Annotated in this window: 23 protein-coding genes; 12 read left to right on the top strand and 11 right to left on the bottom strand. The window is 71.4% G+C overall.

Annotated elements, in window-relative coordinates; genetic code table 11:
* Positions 1-53: 53 nt before the first annotated feature.
* Entirely contained in the window at positions 54-1,040 is a 987-nt protein-coding gene (locus MTF69_RS29780) for a helix-turn-helix domain-containing protein (RefSeq protein WP_243339279.1), read from the top strand.
* 8 nt (positions 1,041-1,048) lie between these two features.
* On the opposite strand, the gene MTF69_RS29785 is transcribed toward MTF69_RS29780, so the two are convergent.
* From MTF69_RS29785 to MTF69_RS29800, 4 genes are all read right to left on the bottom strand, one after another.
* Positions 1,049-1,561, bottom strand: a complete 513-nt coding sequence (locus tag MTF69_RS29785; RefSeq protein ID WP_243339280.1) for a hypothetical protein — start codon at positions 1,559-1,561, stop codon at positions 1,049-1,051.
* A gap of 238 nt (positions 1,562-1,799) precedes the next feature.
* Positions 1,800-2,348: a hypothetical protein gene (locus tag MTF69_RS29790; RefSeq protein ID WP_243339281.1), complete on the bottom strand. Its 549-nt coding sequence runs from the start codon at positions 2,346-2,348 to the stop codon at positions 1,800-1,802.
* Between the two features lie 61 nt (positions 2,349-2,409).
* A complete protein-coding gene (locus tag MTF69_RS29795; protein WP_243339282.1) occupies positions 2,410-3,471 on the bottom strand; it encodes a helix-turn-helix domain-containing protein in 1,062 nt (353 codons plus the stop codon).
* Positions 3,471-3,815, bottom strand: a complete 345-nt coding sequence (locus tag MTF69_RS29800; RefSeq protein ID WP_243339283.1) for a hypothetical protein — start codon at positions 3,813-3,815, stop codon at positions 3,471-3,473. Before MTF69_RS29800 ends, MTF69_RS29795 begins: the two co-directional genes overlap by 1 nt.
* A gap of 309 nt (positions 3,816-4,124) precedes the next feature.
* Between MTF69_RS29800 and MTF69_RS29805 the strand changes: the two genes are divergently transcribed.
* Positions 4,125-5,138, top strand: a complete 1,014-nt coding sequence (locus MTF69_RS29805) for a LuxR C-terminal-related transcriptional regulator (protein WP_243339284.1) — start codon at positions 4,125-4,127, stop codon at positions 5,136-5,138.
* Between the two features lie 91 nt (positions 5,139-5,229).
* On the opposite strand, the gene MTF69_RS43075 is transcribed toward MTF69_RS29805, so the two are convergent.
* Together MTF69_RS43075 and MTF69_RS29820 are read right to left on the bottom strand one after the other, a co-directional pair.
* A complete protein-coding gene (locus MTF69_RS43075) occupies positions 5,230-6,237 on the bottom strand; it encodes a helix-turn-helix transcriptional regulator (protein WP_279346434.1) in 1,008 nt (335 codons plus the stop codon).
* Between the two features lie 190 nt (positions 6,238-6,427).
* Entirely contained in the window at positions 6,428-6,607 is a 180-nt protein-coding gene (locus tag MTF69_RS29820) for a hypothetical protein (protein ID WP_243339285.1), read from the bottom strand.
* A gap of 501 nt (positions 6,608-7,108) precedes the next feature.
* Between MTF69_RS29820 and argH the strand changes: the two genes are divergently transcribed.
* The 5 genes from argH (at position 7,109) to MTF69_RS29845 (ending at position 12,853) form a co-directional block, all read left to right on the top strand.
* Positions 7,109-8,650 carry an argininosuccinate lyase gene (argH, locus tag MTF69_RS29825; RefSeq protein ID WP_243339286.1) on the top strand — a complete coding sequence of 514 codons (1,542 nt, stop codon included), beginning with the start codon at positions 7,109-7,111 and terminating at the stop codon, positions 8,648-8,650.
* Between the two features lie 143 nt (positions 8,651-8,793).
* Positions 8,794-9,966 (top strand): argininosuccinate synthase, encoded by a 1,173-nt coding sequence (locus MTF69_RS29830; protein WP_243339287.1) that lies wholly within the window; start codon positions 8,794-8,796, stop codon positions 9,964-9,966.
* A gap of 95 nt (positions 9,967-10,061) precedes the next feature.
* Positions 10,062-11,009, top strand: a complete 948-nt coding sequence (locus MTF69_RS29835; RefSeq protein ID WP_243339397.1) for a methionyl-tRNA formyltransferase — start codon at positions 10,062-10,064, stop codon at positions 11,007-11,009.
* Between the two features lie 108 nt (positions 11,010-11,117).
* The gene (locus tag MTF69_RS29840; protein WP_243339288.1) at positions 11,118-11,966 is read left to right on the top strand and encodes a DMT family transporter; all 849 of its coding nucleotides are present in this window, start codon (positions 11,118-11,120) and stop codon (positions 11,964-11,966) included.
* A 119-nt stretch (positions 11,967-12,085) separates the two neighbouring features.
* Entirely contained in the window at positions 12,086-12,853 is a 768-nt protein-coding gene (locus MTF69_RS29845) for an enoyl-CoA hydratase/isomerase family protein (RefSeq protein ID WP_243339289.1), read from the top strand.
* 62 nt (positions 12,854-12,915) lie between these two features.
* On the opposite strand, the gene MTF69_RS29850 is transcribed toward MTF69_RS29845, so the two are convergent.
* Complete coding sequence (locus MTF69_RS29850; RefSeq protein ID WP_243339398.1) at positions 12,916-14,520, bottom strand: FadD3 family acyl-CoA ligase; 1,605 nt, start codon at positions 14,518-14,520, stop codon at positions 12,916-12,918.
* Between the two features lie 529 nt (positions 14,521-15,049).
* Between MTF69_RS29850 and MTF69_RS29855 the strand changes: the two genes are divergently transcribed.
* Genes MTF69_RS29855 through MTF69_RS29865 form a run of 3 tightly spaced genes read left to right on the top strand, consistent with a single transcriptional unit; the run spans position 15,050 to position 17,526 of the window.
* The gene (locus MTF69_RS29855) at positions 15,050-16,201 is read left to right on the top strand and encodes a lipid-transfer protein (RefSeq protein ID WP_243339290.1); all 1,152 of its coding nucleotides are present in this window, start codon (positions 15,050-15,052) and stop codon (positions 16,199-16,201) included.
* A 24-nt stretch (positions 16,202-16,225) separates the two neighbouring features.
* Complete coding sequence (locus MTF69_RS29860; RefSeq protein ID WP_243339291.1) at positions 16,226-16,732, top strand: Zn-ribbon domain-containing OB-fold protein; 507 nt, start codon at positions 16,226-16,228, stop codon at positions 16,730-16,732.
* A complete protein-coding gene (locus MTF69_RS29865) occupies positions 16,729-17,526 on the top strand; it encodes an enoyl-CoA hydratase/isomerase family protein (protein ID WP_243339292.1) in 798 nt (265 codons plus the stop codon). The genes MTF69_RS29860 and MTF69_RS29865 overlap by 4 nt, the downstream gene beginning before the upstream one ends.
* Before the next feature lie 45 nt (positions 17,527-17,571).
* On the opposite strand, the gene MTF69_RS29870 is transcribed toward MTF69_RS29865, so the two are convergent.
* Entirely contained in the window at positions 17,572-18,162 is a 591-nt protein-coding gene (locus MTF69_RS29870) for a hypothetical protein (protein WP_243339293.1), read from the bottom strand.
* Between the two features lie 160 nt (positions 18,163-18,322).
* Here MTF69_RS29870 and MTF69_RS29875 point away from each other — a divergent pair, with 160 nt between their 5' ends.
* Positions 18,323-18,859 (top strand): hypothetical protein, encoded by a 537-nt coding sequence (locus MTF69_RS29875; protein ID WP_243339294.1) that lies wholly within the window; start codon positions 18,323-18,325, stop codon positions 18,857-18,859.
* A gap of 4 nt (positions 18,860-18,863) precedes the next feature.
* Here the strand turns inward: MTF69_RS29875 and MTF69_RS29880 are convergent, their stop codons facing one another.
* Together MTF69_RS29880 and MTF69_RS29885 are read right to left on the bottom strand one after the other, a co-directional pair.
* Positions 18,864-19,088 carry a hypothetical protein gene (locus MTF69_RS29880; RefSeq protein ID WP_243339295.1) on the bottom strand — a complete coding sequence of 75 codons (225 nt, stop codon included), beginning with the start codon at positions 19,086-19,088 and terminating at the stop codon, positions 18,864-18,866.
* Entirely contained in the window at positions 19,085-19,528 is a 444-nt protein-coding gene (locus MTF69_RS29885) for an ATP-binding protein (RefSeq protein ID WP_243339296.1), read from the bottom strand. The genes MTF69_RS29880 and MTF69_RS29885 overlap by 4 nt, the downstream gene beginning before the upstream one ends.
* Positions 19,529-19,714: 186 nt before the next feature.
* Between MTF69_RS29885 and MTF69_RS29890 the strand changes: the two genes are divergently transcribed.
* On the top strand, positions 19,715-21,040 hold the full coding sequence (locus tag MTF69_RS29890) for an XRE family transcriptional regulator (protein WP_243339297.1): 1,326 nt from the start codon (positions 19,715-19,717) through the stop codon (positions 21,038-21,040).
* A 4-nt stretch (positions 21,041-21,044) separates the two neighbouring features.
* Here MTF69_RS29890 and cutA read toward each other — a convergent pair whose 3' ends face one another.
* Positions 21,045-21,377: a divalent-cation tolerance protein CutA gene (gene cutA, locus MTF69_RS29895; protein ID WP_243339298.1), complete on the bottom strand. Its 333-nt coding sequence runs from the start codon at positions 21,375-21,377 to the stop codon at positions 21,045-21,047.
* Positions 21,378-21,397: the final 20 nt, after the last annotated feature.

Below are 21,397 nucleotides of genomic sequence, written 5' to 3' on the forward strand. Positions count from 1 at the left end.
GGACTGCGAATCCCGATCGAGGGCCTGACCAACGAGGAAGCGAAACCTTCCCCATGGCTTCGGTGCACTTTACCGCGCCCTCGCGCGCGACATACGGGGTTCGGCACGCCAACGTCCAGCTCACCGGGCGGTTCACCGTGGTGAGCAACGACCTCATTCAGCATCCCGAGATGTCGGCGGTCGCACGCATGCTGGGGATCTACATCCAGTCGCTGCCGGCCGGGACGCCCATCGGCATCAAGGACCTGGTCAAGCAGCTTCCGCTCGGGGAGACCTCGATCGCCAACGGGCTTCGGGAGCTGGTGGCGTTCGGGTACCTGGACCGGTCGCTGGAGAGCCTGCCGGGTGGGCGGATCGTCACCCGTACGGTGTCCTTCAACCATCCCCGGGCGGCCCTGGTCGTCGCGGCCCGTCGGGGCCACGGGCACGTCGCCCCTCCCGCGGGCCACCCGTCGGTGCCACCGCCGCCGGAGACCGAGCCTGTCCCGGAGCCCGCCGTGCCGAAGGAGCCGGAGGGGGCGGCAGCCGTAGGAGCGGACGTAGAACCCGAGGCGGAACCCGAGGCGGAGCCGCAGCCGGAGTCCCCGGCGGAGCCCGCCCCCGCGCCCCGGCCGGAGGCGGAGAGCCCGGCCGGGGCGGGCGTCGCGCCCGGGATTGGGCTGCCCGCGCCCCTGAAGCCGGGCGACCCGGGGCGGCGGCGGGTCGCCTGTGAGGTGCTGGCGGAGTTGCGGCGGGCCGATCCGCGGCTGCTGCTCGGGGAGCAGGACGTCCGGTACCTCGCGGGTGGGGTCGAGGCCTGGCTGGAGCGCGGGGCCGGGGTGGAGGCGCTGGTCGCCGTCTTGTCCGCCCGGCTCCCGGAGCCGCTCCGCAATCCGGCCGGGCTCATCGCCCACCGGCTCACGGCCCAGTTGCCACCGCCGCTGGTGCCGCTTGCCCGCGCGCAGGCCTTCGTACCACCGGATCCCTTCGTGATCTGCACGAAGTGCGAACGCGCCTTCCGCAGTCCGACGCCCGGGACCTGCAGGGGCTGCAGCCCTTAGCCCCTCGGTCAGCGCTTCAGGTCGATCGTGAAGCGCCTCACGACCCTGGGGCTCGTGGCGATCGTGTCGGCGTGGACCGAGCCGCGAGCCTTCTCGTACTCCCCGGTGCCGCCGGTGATCGCGTTGTCGAAGGGGCCCTGGTCGAGGTAGTTGAAGTACATCCCCTGCACGGTGAGCTGGCCGCCCGGGAGGGTGTAGGTCACGAGGCACTGCTGCGCTTCATCGGGGCCGCCCCGGGTGGTGGTGCAGGCGCCGTGGGTCTCGCCGACCTTGTTGTGCGCCTCGTCGAAGAGGTCCGAGCGGACGACGGCCCGATCGCCCTGCGAGACGCTGCCGGGGGTGACGGGGAAGCGGGTCAGCTGCTGCACCTCGGCCAGGACTGTGATGATCCGGGCCTTGTCCCTGGCCTGGGCGGAACCGGTGTCCGTCGCGGCGGCCGCGACGGGGGTGCAGGCGAGGAGGCTGACCAGGGCGGTGGCCGTGCCGAGACAGGCTGCTCTGATGGGGCGCATGGGGCGCATCGGGTGGCTCCTGAGGTTGGGGCTCATGGATGGTCGGATGAACCATTCATAACCTCGGCTCCGGCGCCGCCCGGAGCGTCCCGGCGCGACCCACCGGCAGATCCGACCGATCGGACCAGCTGGGGGACCAGCCGGGGGACCAGCCGGGGTCGGGAGGCAGCCCGCTCGGGCCGCGCCGAAGAGGGGTGCCGCCCGGTGGCCCGGCGGCACCCCTCCACGGCTACGCGGCGGACTCGGGTCAGTGGAGCCAGATGGAACTGACCTTGTCGTTCCACCAGCCGCTGCCCATGGCCGGGTCGCTCACCCACGCACCGACGTACGCCTGGGCCCCGCCACCCCAGTTGTGCTCGGCGAAGGTGGTGGCGCAGCTGCCGGTCCGGTAGGAGGAGGTCTGGTCGTTGAAGCCCCAGTCGCCGAGGTTCTGCCAGTAGCCGCTGTCGTAGAAGGACAGCACCCGGCCCCCGTTGGGGTTGTAGTTGCCGTGCTCGTACAGGCGCAACGGGGTGGAGCAGTAGCCCTGGGCACCGAAGGTGCTCGCGGTCCCGGCCTTGCGTGCGGCCTGGGCCTCGCTCTCCGCCGTGGTGCGGAAGCAGGTGATGCCGTCGCGCTTCACGTTGCACGCCTGGGCGGCGCCCCAGCCCTTGGACAGGTCGATCTTCTTGCCTTCGAAGCTCGCGATGACCGAAGCGCCGTTCGCCTGCGCGGTCGATGCCATGGCGGTGACACTGCCGACTGCCAGCGCGAGTGCGCCCATCGTGATTCCTGCCTTGGCAAGGATTTTCTGCATCCTGCTGCTCCCCTGAACGGGCCTGGTCGAGGCCTGGTGAAGGGCTGTGTGCGCCCGCTCATCAGCCTGCGGGGAGGCGTTCGGGAAGTCGTTGGCATCCCGTGCCGACCAGTTGGCGATCCGTGCCAGGCCGTGGGGCGCGCAGGTCCGCCGGAGCGCGGCCCGCGAGGTGCCGGTAGTCGCTGGGGGGCAGCCCGTACGCCGCCCGGAACGCGCGGGTGAAGTCGGCGGGACGGGTGAAACCCCAGCCGGCGGCGATGGCGTGGATGCTGCGCGACCTCATCAGCGGATCGGCCAGATCGGCGCGGCAGCGCTCCAGCCGCTCGTGGCGGATCCGAGCCGCCACCGTCGTGCCCTGCTGCTGGAACAACCGGTACAGGGTGCGCAGGGAGATCTGGTGGGCCGCCGCGATCGTTGCCGGGCAGAGGCCGGGGTCGCCCAGGCGCCGCCGGATGAACTCGTTGATCCGTATGCGCATCACGTTGTGCTGCGTCTCGGGGGACAGCCCTTCCCGGGCTCGGGCGGCTTCGGCGAGCATCGCGCTGAGCAGGTCCAGGGTGGTGTGGGCCAGGCGCGGTGCGTCGCAGGCCTCGTACTCGGACGCGTGGTCCATCAGACCCGTCAGGTAGCGGCGCAGCAGTCCCCCGATGCCCGTCCGTCCCGGGATGCGCGCATGGATGAGACGGTCCAGGGTGTTCGAATGCAACGGCAGTGCGGTGCGCGGCACTTGCACGATCAGCGAGGACACATCGGGCCGGTTCATGGCATCCGTCCAGCCCTGCCACGGCTTCGACGAGTCGTAGAACAGGAGGTCGCCCTCGCCGACCTCCACCTCCCGGCCCGACTGGGTCATCCCGATCCTGCCGCGCACCGTGAGCCAGAGGTGCACCACTTCGGGATCGTGCTGCCGGACCAGCAGCGGGGACCTCGACACCTTCATCGACGGGTAGTACTGCGCGAAGGTCTGTACGTCGCCCAGGTCCAGCGCCGCGGAGCCGGCCGCGAAGTCCTCGCGGTGATCGCAGGCCACCGTGGTGCGGAACAGCGACGACGAGACCATGGCGTCCCAGAAGTCGTACCGATCGGTGCCCGACAGGTGCTCGGTCGAAAACTTCGTCCACATCACGGCCTGGTGTTCCCTTCCGTACCGGGCGGGTCGGTCGGGCCGAAGCCGCCGGTCATGTCGAGGGGGATCTCCCGGGCCGTCCAGCCGGACAGCATCGGGGAGGTGGCGAGGGCGCGCATGACGCCCTGCAGTGCGGCGGCGCCGGCCGCTCGCTCGGAGTCGGCGAGGGAGTAGAGGACCAGATCGGCCCGTCCGTCCCCGGCCAGTACGGTCACGTGCTCGGGTCTGTCCGCCGGTTCGGCGCAGGCCCACAGCACATCGGTCAGCACGTGCTGGTCGAGACGCTGGTGCGGGGCCTGCGGACTCGCCGTCAGTTCCACCGCCGCCATCGCTAGGTACACGGGGGCGTCAGTCCCAGATCAGGCCGAAGAAGGCGAAGAACATGGCGGGCCACTCCCTTTCTCTTCGTTCTCTCGTGGTTCCGCGGTGCCTAGACGGCCTAGGTGCGCCGCTCCCGGCCTGCGCTCCGGCCGCAGCAGAAGCATCGTCGGCGAGCGGATCCTCACGGAAGACGTACCGGGTGAGAGCAAGTTGTCCTGAACGCTTGTTGTCACGAACGCGGCGGCGGCCGCGTGCCGATTTCGACAAGACAGGGGCGCACCCGCTTGTCACGCTCGGCCCACGCTGCCCTCTCCGCACGGAGGATCATCTTGTTCGCCACGCTCGGGCTCGATCCGTCCACCGAAGCCGTCTACCAGCTGATGGCCACCCGCCCGGAAGGCTGGGGAGTCGACCAGATCGCCGCGCACCTCGGAAGCACGGAGACGGATGTGCGCGCGGCCCTGGACCGGCTCGCCGAGGCCTCGCTGCTGCGCAGATCGCGGGCGGTACCGGGGACCTGGCGGGCGGTCAGCCCGGAGCTCGGGATGCAGCTGATGCTCCGCCGGCACCAGGAGGACCTGGACCGGCGTCAGCGGGAGATCGCCGAGACCCACGAGGCGGTGTCCCGGATGATCTCCGACCTGCGCCGCGGACCGAGCCCGAGCCCGAGCCCGGCCACCGACGGCGGAGAGGGCGGCGGCGGGGAACGGCTGATCGGCATCGACGCCGTCCAGGCGCACCTCGAACTCATCGCGGACCAGGCCGTGTCGGAGATCTGCACCTTCATGCCGGGCGGCGCCCAGTCCGCTCCCGCCATCGAGGCGGCCCGGGAGAACGACTCCCGATTACTCGGGCGGGGCGTCGGTGTCCGCACGGTCTGCCTCGACAGTGTCCGCGCAAACCCGCCGACCCTCGGCTACGCCCGCTGGCTGAGCGACAACGGCGGCGGCGTACGGACCGTACCCGCGCTCCCGCTGCGCATGATCCTCGTCGACCGGGCCCACGCCCTGGTGCCCCTGGACCCGGCCGACACCCGGGCGGGAGCCGTCGTACTGCGCCTGCCGGGCGCGGTCGCCGCGCTGACCGCGCTCTTCGAGCAGGTCTGGGAGGCGTCACTGCCCCTGGGCTGCGACCGGCCGCGCGACGAGGCCACCGGCCTGACCCCGCCCGAGAGGGAATTGCTGCGGCTTCTGAGCCGGGGCATGACCGACCAGGCGGCCGCGCACCAGCTGGGGGTCTCGCTGAGCACGGTCCGCCGGTCGATGGCGGCCCTGATGGAACGGCTCGGCGCGCGCAGCCGCTTCGAGGCAGGTCTGCGCGCGGCGCAGCGCGGCTGGCTCTGACCGGAGACGGCAGACGGCAGATGACAGGCGGCAGACGGCAGACGGCAGACGGCAGACGGCCACTGGAGTAGCGGGACTCAAGCGCCCGTGGTCAGGGGTTGAGCCAGCCCCGGGCTACGGCGTGGGCGCCGGCCTGGAAGCGGGAGTCGGCCTTGAGTTTGTACATGAGGTCCATCATGATCCGGCGCAGGGTCCGTGAGGAGATTCCGAGGGACCGGGCGATGGCGTCGTCCTTCATGCCCTGGCTGAGCATCCGCACCAGGGACAGCTCCCGGCCGTCGAGGTCCTCGTTGGGGCCCTCGACGCTCGGCTGGGCAGCCGCCGAGGTGGTGGCACCGTGGATCCAGCAGAACTCGAAGACCGACGAGAACAGGCCGAGCAGGTCCGGGTCGCGGACCTCCAGGGCCGTCACGGTGTCCGGGTCGGGTTCCGTGCCGGGATCCGCGGTGCCGGCCGGTACGTAGGCCACCGCCCGGTCGACCACGATCAGCCGGAACGGCAGCACGGAGGCCACCCGCACCTCGGCGCCCGCCTCGCGGAGTTCCTCGAGGTGGGCCCGGCCGTGCGGGACCTTGAGCATGGTGCTCAGGTGGATGGAGCGCATGGTGACGCCCCGGTCGATCACCTCGCGGTTCCGTTTCATGCTGTCCTTCAGCATGGTGTAGGGGAGGGGCGAGCCGGGGTGCATGCTCAGCACTTCCGTACGGGCCTGGGCCGCGCTGCCTTCCAGGGCGACCGAGATCTCGCGCTGCCCGACGAGCCGGTGGGCGACGGACGTGCCGGCGCCTCCGGCGTGCAGTCGCATCAGCGAGTCGCTGAGTACCGACATGGTGGCCTGGGCACGCTCCAGTTCGGCGAGGCGTGCGCGGGCGTCCTCCTCCTGGAGGGCGACCATCCGGGCGAGGGCGGCGTCGGGGCTGAGCATGACCACGTCGCCGTGGCCGGCCAGTCGGCGTACCAGTCCGGCACTGCTCAGCTGGCGCAGGGCGCCGTCGAGTTCGTCCTCGAACAGGCCGAGCTCCCTACCGGCGGCGCGCGGGTCCAGCGAGGTGTCGCTGAGCAGCAGGCGCAGCAGACGGTGGCTCTGGTCGGTCAGCATGAGGAGCCCACGCGATCCATCCCTCCCGGCCTTCCGGCTTCCGGATTCCGTCAGCCTTCATAATCATGCAGACTATCGCACATTCATGCAGTGAAATGGCTTCGGGGTCGCGGTCAAAGTGCCGATGGGCACAGCGGAGCGGGCCACCGGCTGCGCGATGACCCGCTCTGTCCCGGTGTGCCGCTGCCGATCAGCCCCAGGCGAGGTCGCCCTCGGCGGCGGCCGTGACGGTGTGGGCGCCGGCGCCGCCGGTGGTCTGTGCGCCGACGGCGGCCAGGGCCGCGAGCAGAGCCGCCCCCGCCAGGAGCGTGGCGAACCGGCCGCCCCGCGTGCGGTGGGTCCGGCTGGTGTGGATCGTCTCGTCTCGCATGTGTCCCCCATGGTTCGGTCGGTTCGGTCGGTTCGGTTGGTGTTTGCGTTAGCGCACCAGGCGGTCGTTTCGGTAGCGATCCGATGCTGGCCGTTCGCGGCGGGCCGGCGAAAGGGCTGTCGGCGTCCAGAAAGGGCCATGGCCGGATGCGGCCATGCTGCCCGGCCCGCCCCGGCGAAACCAGTCTGAATCACGCTCCGTTGCCCCCCAGACCGCCCGGAACCGGCCACTCCCCACCCAGCCCCACCGGCCCCGACCAGGCGCTGGTGACTGTCCGGAGGCGGACACGGCAGGTCATGGCCAGTGGACCGCCGTGGACAGCCTGTTGTCACCCCGTCAAGAATCAGGGCAGCCGTCGGCGGAGATGCTGAGCGCCGGAGGAACCCCCGTACGGGCCGTTCCTCCGGCGCCGCCCGGACGGCTGGAACAGCTGGCACGGCCGTAGCGGCCGGAGCGGCCGGCCCGGACATTCACGTATGTGACGTATGTAAAGGGACAACAGTGACTGACAAGTTGTGGGGCGGCCGGTTCGACGAGGACATCACCCCCGATGTGCTCGACTACACGCTCACCACCGATGTCGATGTACGGCTCGTCTTCGCCGACCTGTGGCAGGACATCGCCCACGTTCTGATGCTCGGCCGCCGCGAGATCATCCCCGTCGAGAACGCACGGGCCATCCTCGGCGCGCTGCTGGGGCTGTGGGAGCGGCACGAGCGAGGTGAGCTGCGGCTGCGTCCCGAGCTGGAGGACGTGCACTTCAACATCGAGCAGATGGTCATCGAGGAGCTCGGCCGCGAGGTCGGCGGCCACATGCACACGGCCCGGTCCCGCAACGACCAGGTGTCCACCGATGCCCGCATGTACCTGCGCCGCGTCCAGCTCGACGCGGTCGCCGCGAACCTGGCGCTCGTCGACGTACTGCTGTCCTTCCCGGAGGAGGACCTCCTCGCGATCCTCCCCGGCTATACGCACAGCCAGGCGGCCCAGCCGGTCTCGGTGGGCTTCTGGAAGACCGCGCACGCGAGCATGCTGCTGCGTGACGTACGGCGACTGCGCGGCGTCTTCGACCGGACCGACGAGTCCGCGCTCGGCGCGTGCGCACTGGCCGGCACCTCCTTCCCGCTGGACCGGGAACTGACCGCCCGGCTGCTCGGTTTCCGGGGGGTGCTCAGCCACGCGCTGGACGCCACCAGCGCCCGCGACCACCTGATCGAGAGCGCGGCGGCCTTCGCGATCGGCGGGAACAACCTCTCCCGGATGGCCGAGGAGATCGTGCTGTGGAGCGGGCACGAGTACAGCCTGGTCGAGGTCCCCGACGCGTACGCCACCGGCAGCTCGATCATGCCGCAGAAGAAGAACCCGGTCGTAGCCGAGCTCACCCGGGGCCGGGCGGGCCGTACCGCCGGAACCCTCGTCCAGCTGCTCACCATGGCGAAGGGCGTCACCCTCGGCTACAGCTGCGACCTGCAGGACGACAAGCCGTACCTGTGGAACGCCATCGACACCTACCTGTCGACGCTGCGGATCGTCGCCGGGCAGACCAAGGGGCTGCGGTTCAACAGCGCGCGCGGCGAGGACCTGTGCTGGGACAACTTCTCCACCGCGACCGAGCTTGCCAACTACCTGGTGTCCGACCGCGGCCTTCCCTTCCGTGAGGCGCACCACGTGGCCGGTTCGCTGGTCGGGGCCCTGCTCAAGCGCGGCGCGACGCTGCGGGACACCGCGGCGGGCGCGGAGATCCTCGCCGAACTCGGCCACCCGGTCGACGCGCAGACACTCACCGGGCTGTTCGCCCCGCGCAACGCGGTGACCAGCTACACCAGCCCCGGCGGGACCTCCCCGCAGAGCGTCGAGGCGGTCCGCGCCGAGCTGCGGCAGGCAGTGGAGGGGCACGCGGAGTGGCTGGAGAGCACCCGCGGCAAGCTGGACACCGCACACGCCGCCACCCTCCGGGCGGCCCGGGAGATCGCCGGCGGCGCGGACTTCGCCAAGGTCCTGGACACCGTCACCGCCGACCTGCCGCTGACCGAGCAGCGCTGACCCGCTCCGGTCCGGGGGCAGCTCGGCCGGCCCACTGCCCCCGCCCCCGGGCCGTCCCCGGGTCGACCCGGCGTCCCCCGGCCGTCCCCGGGGGCCGACCCGGCGTCCCCGGCCCACATCACACACCACACCACGGAGTACCCATGAAGATCGTTCTCGCCTACTCCGGAGGCCTCGACACCTCCGTGGCCCTGCACTGGCTCAAGGAGCGGTACGACGCCGAGATCATCGCCTTCTGCGCGGACATCGGCCAGCTCGAATCCCTGGAAGCCGTCAAGGAACGCGCCCTGCGCACCGGGGCGTCGAAGGTGTACATGGAGCCGCTCGCCGAGCGTTTCCTGACCGACTTCGCCCTTCCGGCCCTGCAGGCGCACGCCCGGTACGAGAACAAGTACCTGGTGGCCGCACCGCTGTCCCGGCCGCTGATCGCCCAGCGGATGGTGGAGATCGCGCATGCCGAGGGCGCCGACGCCGTGGCGCACGGCGCCACCGGCAAGGGCAACGACCAGGTGCGCTTCCACACCAGCGTCACCGCCCTCGACTCCGGGCTGAAGGTGCTCGCCCCCGTCATCGACTGGGAGCTGACCACCCGTGAGTCGGAGCTGGAGTACGCACGCGAGCACGGCATCGAGGTCTCCGTCACCAAGGAGAACCCGTACAGCATCGACACCAACATCTGGGGCACCAGCATCGAGTGCGGCGAGCTGGACGACATCGAGCTGCCTCCCCCGCCGCGCGCCTGGCAGCTCACCGCCGACCCCAAGTCCGCTCCGGAACAGGCCGAGCAGGTCACCATCCGCTTCGAGGGCGGGGTCCCGGTCGCCCTCGACGGGGAGAAGCTGGACCTGGTGGAGCTGGTGCGGCGGCTGAACGCGCAGGCCGCCCGGCACGGGGTGGGGCGGATCGACATCGTCGAGAGCCGCATCGTGGGCTTCAAGACCCGCGGCATCTACGAGGCTCCCGCCGCGACCGTGCTGATGGCCGCGCACGAGGAGCTGGAGGCGATCGTCCTCGACCGCGAGACCCTCCACCACAAGCAGTCCCTCGCCCTGCGCTACTCCGAGCTCGCCTACTACGGCTACTGGTTCTCCGACCTGCGCCGCGCCCTGGACGGCTTCGTCGCGACGCTGCAGCCCCAGGTGACCGGTGAGATCACGATGGAGCTGTACAAGGGCTCGGCCACGGTGGTGGGACGCCGCTCCGAGAACTCCCGCTACAGCGGCCGGCTGGCCACGTACGAGGCTGGCGACACCTTCGACCACAAGTCGGGCGCGGGCTTCGCGTACGTGTGGTCCCTGCCCCTGACCCGCCCGTGACCGGGACCGAGACCGTGACTGCGACCGCAACCGCAACCGCAACTGTGACCGCGACTGTGAACGCGACTGTGAACGAAAGGAACGAGGCCAACCCGATGCGCATCGTCTTCATGGGTTACCAGACCTGGGGGCACCGCGTCCTGGAGGCCCTGCTGGCCTCCGGGCACGAGGTTCCGCTGGTCATCACCCATCCCGCCAGCGGCCACGTGTACGAGACCATCTGGAACGACTCGGTCGTTCAGCTGGCCGAGCGGCACGGCATACCCGTACTGGAGCGGAAGTACGCCAACGACGACGAGGTGGCCGAGGAACTGGAGCGGCTGCGGCCGGACCTGCTGGTCTCCTCGGACTGGCGCACCTGGGTGGCGCCGCGGATCTACGGGCTGGCCACCTACGGCGCCATCAACGTCCATGACGCGCTGCTGCCGCGCTACGGCGGTTTCGCGCCGTTGAACTGGGCGCTGGTCAACGGTGAGTCCGAGGTCGGTGTCACCGTGCACTTCATGAACGAGGACTTCGACCTCGGCGACATCGTGGTGCAGCAGCGGGTGGCGGTGGAGGAAAAGGACACCGTCACGGACCTGTTCCACAAGACGGTCGAGCTGTTCGCGCCGGCGACGCTGGAGGCCATCGACCTGATCGGTTCCGGCCGTACCGAATGGACCAGGCAGGACCCGGCACAGGCCACGTTCTTCCACAAGCGGTCGATCGAGGACAGCCGCGTCGACTGGACCTGGTCCGCGCGGGACATCGGCAACCTGGTCCGGGCGCAAGTGGACCCTTACCCCAACGCCTTCGCGTACTACAAGGGCGAGCGGATCCGGATCCTGGCCGCCTCGGTCTCGAAGCTCCGTCTCGGCGGAACCGTCGGCCGGGTGTTCCGGCCGGAGGGTGAGGGTGTCGCCGTGGTCTGCGGGCCCGACGCGCGCCGTGGCACGGAGTACGGAGTGGTGGTGGAGCGGGTCCGGACCGACGACGGGCGGGAGCTGTCCGGGGTGGAGTTCTTCCGCACCATGGGCGGATATCTGACGAGCCGTCCGTAGCGTCCGGCCGCTGCGAACCCTGACCGCTGCGAACGCCGACCGCTGCGAACGCTGACCGAGGCGGTCCCCCGCCGGGGACCGCCTCCCGCACCTTTCAAGGAGTAACCGGTGAATCTGTTCCTGGCCCTCGCGTCCGCGATGGTGCTCGGCTCTGCTGACTTCGTCGGCGGTCTGGCGGCGAAACACGCCCGCGCGGCGGTGGTCGTCTGCTGGTCGAACACCGCCGGTCTGCTGACGGCCCTGGCGTTCGCCGGGATCCTCTCCCGTGGCGGGACCAGCTGGTCTGAGGCCCTCTGGGGCGGGCTCGCGGGACTGTGCGGCAGCCTGGGGGCGATCCTGCTCTACCACGCGCTGGCCAACGGCGTGATGAGCCTGGTCGCCCCGACGACCGCGGCGGCGGCAGCCGCCCTGCCGGTGATCGCCGGGGTGCTGTCGGGTGACCGGCTCACCGGCCTGGCCGTGATCGGTGTGCTGTGCGCCCTCGCGGCGGTGCTGATGGTGTCGTTGTCCGGGGACGGTTCCGAGGGTGCGGCCGACCGGCGCAAGATGGCCCGCAGCGTGGGTCTCGCGCTGCTGGCCGGCGCCGGGTTCGGGCTGTTCTTCGTGCTGCTGGCGCACACCCCGAGCGACTCCAGCCTGTGGCCGCTGGTGTGGGCGCGCTGTGCTTCGCTGAGCCTGCTGCTGGTGCTGGCGCTGGTACGGCGCACGTCGCTCCGCATGCCGGCCACTCCGGCCCGGCTCGCGCTGCTGTCGGGGGTGCTGGACATGGGGTCGAGCATCCTGTTCCTGGTCGCGGTCAAGTCGGGCAGCCTCGCCATCGTCGGGCTGCTGGCTTCGCTGTATCCGATCAGCACGGTGCTGCTGGCGCGGATCGTGCTCAAGGAGCGCATCCGCAAGGTGCAGCACATCGGGGTCGTCCTCGCGCTGGGAAGTGTGCTGCTGCTCGCGTGGAGCTGACCCCGCACGGATCGTCCGGTCCCCGACCGCCCCGCCCCGTCCCTTCTCCCCCTGGAGCCCGCATGCCTGCCGGTGACCCGACCGCACCGCCCGGGGTCACGCCCCGCACGGAACCCGCTGTGCGGTCCGACCGGGACACGGTCCGGTGCGAGCGCCACGGCCCGGTGGCGGTCGTGGTGCTGACGGGCCCGCACCACGCGAATGCACTGAGCCGGCGGCGCATGCGCGAACTACGGGACCTGCTGCAACAGTTGGAGGCCGACCCGGCAGTGCGGGCCGTGGTGCTGCGCGCCGACGAGACGTACTCCTTCTCGGTGGGCGGCGACTTCCACGAGATGCAGCATTTCGTGGGCGGTGCGGAGGTCGACGCGTGGAGCGACGACATCGCCGACCTGTGCGTCACGGCCCTTGAGATCACCAAACCGGTGGTGGCGGCCCTGGACGGCCATGTGATGGGTGTCGGCCTGCTGCTCGCCCTCGCATGCGACTACCGCGTCGGGGCCGAGAGCTGCTCGCTGCGGATGCCGCAGTTCCGGCTGGGGATGGCCGGGGTGTACGCCGGGTACGCCCTGGAGCGTGCCCTCGGCCGGTCCCTGATGCAGGAGATGCTGATCTCGGGTGAGCCGTGGTCGGCGGAGGACGCGCTGAGCGACGGCCTGCTGCACCAGGTCGTTCCCGACATCGACCTGTTCGCCACGGCGCTGCGGCTCGCCGGGCGGTTCGGCACGTACGACGCTTCGGCGTTCCGGGTCACCAAACGCCATATGAACCGGGCGTACGCCCAGGGGTTCCGCGAGGTGCAGCGCACCGCCGGGTCCTCCCATCGCGCCGGCTTCGCCACCGGCGAGCCGCAGCGGCGCATGCGCCGCATCCTCGGGGCGGACTGAGCCGGGGACTCGACGCCTGCCACGCGGAACTCCTGGGCGCCGCCGAGACGTTGTTTGGCGCCTCAGCGGGTGCGGAGTTCGCGTTTGAGGACCTTTCCGCTCGCGTTGCGCGGGAGTTCGGAGACGAACTCCACCTCCCTCGGGACCTTGTAGTTGGCCATTTCCCGGCGGGACCAGGCGATCAGGTCGTCGGCCGTGAGGACCGCGCCGGGGCGGCGCACCGCGTACGCCTTGCCGACTTCGCCCAGGCGCGGGTCGGGGATGCCGACCACCGCGATGTCGGCGATGTCGGGGTGCAGGCCGAGGAGTTGCTCGATCTCGGCGGGGTAGGCGTTGAAGCCGCCGACGATGAACATGTCCTTGATCCGGTCGGTGATGCGCAGGTTCCCGGCGGCGTCGAGTACGCCGACGTCGCCGGTGCGGAGCCAGCCCTCGGGGGTGATGGCCTCGGCGGTTTCGGCCGGGTCCTCGAAGTAGCCCCGCATCACGTTGTGGCCGCGTACCCACACCTCCCCGGCCCGGCCGGCGGGCTGCGGCCCGCCGGCCTGGTCCACGATCCTGACCTCCGTCCCGGGGATGGCCCGGCCCGAGGTCGAAGCGATGATCTCCGCCGGGTCGCCGCGGCGGCACATCGTGACGATGCCGCTGGCCTCGGAGAGTCCGTACGCGGTGAGGACGGTGCCGATGTGCAGCTCGCCGCGGAGCCGTTCGACGAGCTGGAGGGGGACCACGGCGGCGCCGGTGACGACCAGGCGCAGGGCCGAGAGGTCGTGGTGGTCGCGCTGGGGGTGGTCGAGGAGGGACTGGTGCAGGGTGGGCGGGCCGGGGAGTACGGAGATCCGCTCGGCGGCGATGTTGGCGAGGACGGTGTCCACGTTGAAGACGGGCTGGGGGACCATCGTGGCCCCGCGCATCAGGCAGGCGATGACCCCGGCCTTGTAGCCGAAGGTGTGGAAGAAGGGGTTCACGATCAGGTAGCGGTCGCCCTCGCGCAGTCCGGCGAGCTCGCTCCAGACCTCGTAGCAGCGCAGGGTCTGGGCGTGGGAGATGACGGCGCCCTTGGGGCTGCCGGTCGTGCCCGAGGTGAAGATGATGTCCGAGGGGGCGGTGGCGGGGATCGCGTCCGTGCGGGCGCGGACGGCCTCGGCGGATATGGAATCGCCGCCGGTCAGGAACTCCTTCCAGGTGCGGAAGCAGCTGGGGGCGTCCTCGGACAGGACGACGACCTGCTCCAGGTGCGGCAGGCCGGGCAGCGGGCCGGAGCCCTCGCCCTCGGCGGCGGCGCGGCGCAGGGAGGCGACGTAGGAGGTACCGAGGAAGGTGCCGGTGACGAAGAGGAGCCGGGCGCGGCTGCGCTCGAGGACGTAGGCGGCTTCGGAGCCCTTGAAACGGGTGTTGAGGGGCACGAGGACGGCTCCGGCGGAGACGGCGCCGAGCGCGGAGACGATCCACTCGAGGGTGTTGGGCGCCCAGACGGCAACCCGGTCCCCCGGTTCCACACCGGCCGCCATGCAGGCGGCGGCGGCCCGCTCGACACGCTCGCCGAGCTGCGCGTAGTCGATCCGGACCCGCCCGTCGACGACGGCCTCACGCCCGGCGAAGCGCGCGGCGGCATCGCGGACGAGCCCGCCGATGCTGGTCCAGGCGAGGTCGCCACGATGCTCCAGGCCGGAGTCGGCGGGGGCGGCCAGGGCCCCCGGGGCCACCGGGGCCACCAGGGCCACCGGGGCCACCGGGGCGGGCTCGGCCCCGGCCGCGGCGACGGCCCGGGCCGTCGGGCCCGCCGAACCTGTCAGGCCCTCGGCTGCGGCCGCAGCCCCGGGGCCACTTCCGGACCCCGGGGCAGAACCCGACGCAGAGCCCGGGGCGGACCCGCCCCTGGGGGCAGGTGCGGCCCACGGCTCCCGCCCGGCGGCGACGCCGGTCACGGTCCCGGGCCGGGACTCGGCGCCCGGATCGGCGGCGCCGCCTGCGGACCCGCCTGCGGGACCGGCGCTCGCAGCGGCGGTACCGGCCCGCGGGCCCCCTCCCCGCCCCGCTCCCGGCGCCGGAGGCGCCCCCGCCCCCGTCGTCTCGGCGAGCCCGTGTGCGTCCTCGGCCATCGTCCGCCCCTCCCTGCAACACCAGTAGCTGACTATCCGTCAGATTAGCTGTAGCCTTCGCGGCTGTCAGTACTGGTGCACCCCGGAGGTGGCGATGGCGGCAACACTCAAGGACGCTACGGCGATAGTCGGCATCGGGCAGACCGCCTTTGCCAAACAACTGCCGCAGTCCGAAAAGGAACTGGCCTGCCGGGCCATACTCGCGGCGCTCGACGACGCGGGCATAGACCCGTCCGAGGTCGACGCGTTCTCCTCCTACACGATGGAGGAGACCGACGAGGTGGAGGTCGCCAAAGCCATCGGCGCCGGCGACGTCACCTTCTTCTCCAAGATCGGCTACGGCGGCGGCGGCTCCTGCGCCACCGTCGGCCACCTGGCCGCCGCCGTCGCCACCGGCCAGGCGAGCGTCGGCGTCGCCTGGCGCTCGCGCAAGCGCGGCTCGGGGCCGCGGCCGTGGAAGAACACCGCCGTCCAGCTCCCCACCCCCGGCCAGTGGACGCGCCCCTTCGGCCTGCTGCGCCCCGCCGACGAGATCGGCATGCTGGCCCGCCGCTACATGCACGAGTACGGCGCCACCCGCGACCACCTCTTCAACGTCGCGATGGCCTGCCGCAACCGGGCCAACGAGAACCCGGCCGCGATGATGTACGAGCGCCCGCTGACCCGCGAGATGTACATGACCGCCCGCATGATCAGCGACCCGCTCTGCCTCTTCGACAACTGCCTGGAGACCGACGGCGCGCTGGCCTGCGTCATCGTGAGCGCCGAGCGCGCCCGCGACTGCCGGCAGAAGCCCGTCTACGTCCACTCCGTCGCCCAGGGCCTGCCCTCCCAGCACCACGGCATGGTCAACTACTGGAACGACGACCCGCTGTCCGGCCCCGCCTGGACCGCCGCCCGACACCTGTGGAAACAGGCCGACTTCGGGCCCCAGGACGTGGACGTCGCCCAGATCTACGACGCCTTCACCCCCCTGATCCCGCTCTCCCTGGAGGGCTACGGCTTCTGCGGGCGCGGCGAAGGCGCCTCCTTCACCGAGGGCGGCGCCCTGGAGATCGGCGGCCGGCTCCCCATCAACACCGGCGGCGGCGGCCTCAGCGAGGCCTACGTGCACGGCTTCAACCTGATCAACGAGGGCGTCAAGCAGCTCCGCGGCATCTCCACCGCCCAGGTGCCCGACGCCGCGACCTGCCTGGTGACCGCGGGCGAGGGTGTCCCGACGTCCGCCATCCTGCTGCGCGCCTGAGGACCCGAGGAGCTGAAGAATACGATGACGACGACGTCCACCACCACGCCCGCGACGCCACCGCCGACACCCGCGACACCCACGACGCCCACGGACGAACTCCTCCTCCCCGTCCCCGACGAGGACGGGGCCCCCTTCTGGGAGTACGCGGCCCAGGGCGAACTCCGCGTCCAGGCCTGCGCGGCGCCCACCTGCGGGAAACTGCGCTTCCCGCCCCGCCCCTGCTGCCCGCACTGCCGGTCCTTCGACTCCGAATGGCGCCTGATGAGCGGCCGGGGCCGGATCTGGTCGTACGTACAGCCGCACCCGCCGCTGCTGCCCGCGTACGCCGTGCAGGCCCCGTACAACGTGATCCTCGTGGAGCTGGCCGACGCCCCGCAGATCCGCCTCGTCGGGAACCTCGTCACCTCCGCCGACGCCCCGCTGGACTCGATGGACCCGGCGCGGCTGCGCATCGGCGCGCGGGTCCAGGTGGTGTTCAGCGAGACCGGCGGGACGGCGGTGCCGCGCTGGGTGCTGGAGAAGTCATGACGGCCGACCGGGCACCGGGACTGCGGGTGGAGCGGGACAAGACCACCGGGGTCGCGGTCGTCACCCTGGACCGGGAGCGCAAGCACAACGCGATCGACCTGGCGACGGCGGCCGAACTGGCCCGGGTGTGGCGGGAGTTGCGCTACGAGGACGAGGTACGGGCGATCGTGCTGACGGGCGCCGGGCAGGCGGCCTTCTGCACGGGCATCGACCGGGGCGTGGAGGTGCCGCAGCCCTCCTCGCCGTACTCGGTGGACGACCCGCTCGTCGCCATCGGGCCGAAGGCCAACGACCTGTGGAAGCCGGTGGTCGCCGCCGTCAACGGCATGGCCTGCGGCGGGGCGTTCTACCTGCTGGGCGAATCGGAGTTCATCATCTCCTCCGCCTCCGCGACCTACTTCGACCCGCACACCAGCTACGGAATGGTCAGCGCCTACGAGGCGATCTACATGGCGCAGCGCATGCCCTTCGGCGAGGCCGCCCGGATGTCCCTGATGGGCACGGCGGAACGCCTCTCCGCGCGGCGGGCGTACGAGATCGGCCTGGTCTCGGAGCTGGCGGAGCCCGAGGCGCTGCTCCCGGCGGCCCTGCGGGCGGCCGAGACGCTGGCCGGCTTCCCGTCGGAGGCCGTGCAGGGCACCGTACGGTCCCTGTGGGCGGCGAAGCAGGCCACCCTGGCGCAGGCGCTGGCGCAGGCTCCGGGGCTGGTGGCACTGGGGAACCTGCCGCCCGAGCGGCAGGCGGAACTGTTCGCCGGGCGGCGCGGGGCGGGACCGGAGCCCCGGATCCGCTGAGGAGGGGCCGGCCGGGCGGGGGCCCTTCCCGGGCCCCCGCCGCCCCTAGCGGGTCTTCTTCGTGGACCTGGGCTTCGGCTTGCTCGTGGTCTTCCCGCCCGTGCTGCCGCCGGTGGTGGAGGTCGACGTCGGGGTGGGCGAGGCGGTCGAGAGGGTCTGGACCGTGCCCACCGTGCAGCGCTGGACCTCGCCCGCCTTGGCCGGGCTCGTCATCGGCACGTCGACCCTTCGGCTCTCGCCCGCCTTGAGCGCGAGGTCCACGGAGCCGGAGTCGACCCGGCCGGACGCGCCCTCGAAGGCCAGCGGGACGCGGAAGGTGTGCCCGGCCGCCGAGTGGGAGGTGACCTCGACGGTGGCCTTCACCCCGGACGGCCCGACGCAGCTGATGACCACGGCGTGCGCGAGCGGCCGGGACGGGGTGGCCGTGGCCGTGGTCGTGGAGCCACTACCGCTGCCGCTCCCGCCCGTGCTGCCGTAGCTCTTCGTCTTCGACTTGCTCTTGGAGCTGGAGCACCCGCCCCCGCTGCTCTTGCCCTTGCTCTTGCCGCTGCCGCCCGTCGACGAGAACCCGGTCAGCGCGAGCACCACGCCCACCAGTACCGCCGTGAGCCTGACCCGCCGCCCGGTGACCACCATGACCTGCACCCCTCCCCGTCGAACAACCCGCGGCACGCTATCAGGAGGCCCGAGGCGCTCCCCTCGTAGGACTCCGGGGGCGGGACTCCGCGTGCGGGACTCCGGGGGCGGGCGTAGCGTCGGGATCGAGATCCAGACCCACTCCCCCGGAGGGCCGGGCATGATCCGCAACGTACTCGGCTCGATCCTGGGTCTGATCGGAGCGACGGCCGCCGTCTGGAGCCCCTTCCGTGCCTGGTACGACGGCCGTCACGGACGCGACTACCGCATCCAGGAGCTCTTCACCGGCGCCGGGATCACCGACACCAAGGCAGCCCTGCTGGGCTCCCTCCTGCTGCCGTTCCTCTTCGCCGCCCTGCTCGCGCTGGTCGCGATCGTGCTGCGCTCCCGGCTGCTCATGGCCTTGTCCGGCGTCGTCGTCCTCGGCTTCGCCGTGCTCTGGATGGTCCGCCAGGGCCAGGCCGCGGGCAGCCTGTCCGTCGGCGGCGACGGCACGGGGCTCGGTGACGGCCTCGCCAACGCCTTCGGCGCGGGCGCCCTGCTCATCCTCGCGGCGGCCGTGATGAGCGGTCGGCCCCGCCGCCGCGACCGGCTCGCTCCGGAGCCGCAGCCGGACCCGGCACCGGCACCCGTCGAGGACCCGGCCCACCCCCCGGCCCCGTCGCCCTGGCCGCCCCCACCGCAGGACCACATGTAGCCCGTCACGGTCCCCGGCTCGCGCGCTGGAAGCCTGTCACGAGGCGGCGATAGCCGGTGTGTCCCGTACGGCAGGCATGGCGCAGGCACCACACTCCTGGCGTCTCTTCGTCGTCCGCCGGGCCGGAGCCGTCGAGGCACGACGTGCACTCGGCCTCGTACACGGGCCCGCTGCCCGTACGGTCGGTGGCCAGCGACCAGTCCGACGGGCTCACCACCCGCTCCGTCACGCCCCCACCCCCTTCACGGACAGCTCGGCCCAGATCCGCTTGCCCGGCCCGAGCCGCTCGCCCACGGCCCACCGGTCCGCGACCGCCGCGACGAGGAGCAGCCCGCGCCCGCCGTCCGCGCCCGGGTCCGGCACGCCGGGGTCCCGTACATCGGCCTCAGGCCACCCGACACACACGTCATGTACCTCGATCCGCACCCCGTCGGGCAGCCGCACGTACCGGGTCTCGATCTCCCGGTCCCTGGGCGCGACGGCGTGCCGCACGGCATTGGTGACCAGCTCGGACACCACCAGCAGCGCATCCCCCTCCAGTTCGGCAAACCCCCAGTCGACCAGGGCTTTACGCAACTCCGCCCGCGCGAGCGGCACACACCGCGTCTCCCGCCGCCACCGACGGACGACCTCGACTCCGCCTGCCGGTAGACCGATAAAATGCCCCATGCTGACGCTCCTTCGAAGCGTTGGCCACGCCCCCGGACCGTTCCTGCGGTCGCGGGGGTCTGTCGTCCCCAACTCTCCAGCGGGGCAGCCGCACCGGCTTCCCACCCACAGCTGTCCCCCTGATGGGTAGCCTGCTGTGCAGACCTGGTCGACACACTGTCACCAGTACGCGTGATGGGGCATCTCATGACCGCACCGGAGTCTTCTGCTGCACTGCCACCCGAACTTCTCCACCATGCGGAGATACAAGCGGCAATCGCATGCCACGACTTCGGCAGCGTCTTCCGAATCGCACGTGACCTGGCGGGAATCAGCTATTCAAAGATCGCCGCCGCGTGCGACATGAAGCCCGAGCGCGTTGGCCTGTTGGCGCGCGGCGAAGGAAGTGTCACCACCTTCGAGAAGATCGCGGCGATCTCCGACGGGTTGCGGATCCCCGGCCACCTTCTCGGCCTGGCTCCCCGATGGCGGGAAGCACACCAACCACTCAGCGCAGCCGCGCTCGCGATGGGTCCTGTGGGAAGCGGGGAGGAATCGGTGGAGCGCAGGGACTTCTTCAAGACAACTGTCCTGACCGGGTTGGCTGTAGCTCTGCCCGACCTTCAACCCATCGCCGGAAGAGGTCGCGTCTCAAGTGCTCTTCCCGAACAGCTGAGGGAACGCACAGCCCGCCTGCGCCGCCTGGACAACATCCTCGGAGGAGGGGACACCTTCCGGGTGTACGTGGGGGAATACCAGGCCACCAAGGGCCTCATCCGAGAGGCGAGCTACACCGAGCCCACGGGGCGAGCACTTCTTTCGGTGCTGGCTGAGCAGGCTCAACAGGCAGGCTGGGCAGCGTTCGACTGCGGCAAGCAGTCCGAGGCAACGAATCTGTACGAGATCAGCCACCAAGCCGCCACGGAGGCCGGCGACGGACCACTTGCAGGCAACGCTCTAGCGTTCCTCGCGTACCAGCGCGTCAACGGTGACCGGAAGGCCGGTCTGGAAATCGCCGTGCGCTCCTGCCAAGCCGCCGGGCCGGCCGCGCCTTCCAGCGTTCGTGCCTTGCTCCATGAGCGCCACGCGTGGGCGTGCTCCCTCGTCGGCGACAGCTCGGCGACTCAGGCGGCGCTCAGCGCGGCAGAGGCGGCTCTCCACGAGAGGGACGACACCCCTCAGCCGGATTGGGCCTCGTGGGTCGACCGGGTAGAGCTGATGATCATGACTGGTCGGTGCTGGACCGAACTCGGCCGACCGCTGAGAGCCGTACCGGTACTGGAAAGTGCACTCGACCAGTTCGACGACAACAATGCCCGCGACAAGAGCCTGTACCTCACCTGGCTGGCGGAGGCATACCTGCAAGGGGGTGAGATCGAAGAAGCAGCGAGCGTCGTCCATCGCTCGCTGGACCTGGCGGCCGGTGTGGCGTCCGTACGCCCGCGGCAGCGCATCGCCCCGGCTCTCCACAGACTCGGTGACCACCGCTCGGCACCTGCGGTTGCCGCTGTGCTGGAGCGTTCGAGGGACTGACGTTTTAGTTCCCGTACTCAGGGGCTGCGTTCGTCGCGAGCCACCGCAGGTAGTCGGGCGCTCCCGCCACGATGGGGACGGCCGTGATCTCCGGGTTCTTCCACGGGTGGTGCTCGAGGAGATGGCGCTCCAGCTCCGCATATTGGTCTGCTCTGATCTTGAAGAGGAGCTGCCACTCCTCCCCCGTACCGAACTCACTCTCATGCCAAAAGGCCGAGAACACCGGGCCGACGACTTGGGCGCCGGCAGCTCGTCGGGCACGTACCGCCCCCCGGGCGAGCTCCTCGGCCGATTCGCGGTCCGCGGTCGCTGTCGACACCTGCAGGAAGTCAGCCATGGGTGCGACCCTAGCCGAGC

It is taken from the genome of Streptomyces sp. AP-93 (genome assembly GCF_022808175.1).
Classification (GTDB): Bacteria; Actinomycetota; Actinomycetes; order Streptomycetales; family Streptomycetaceae; genus Streptomyces.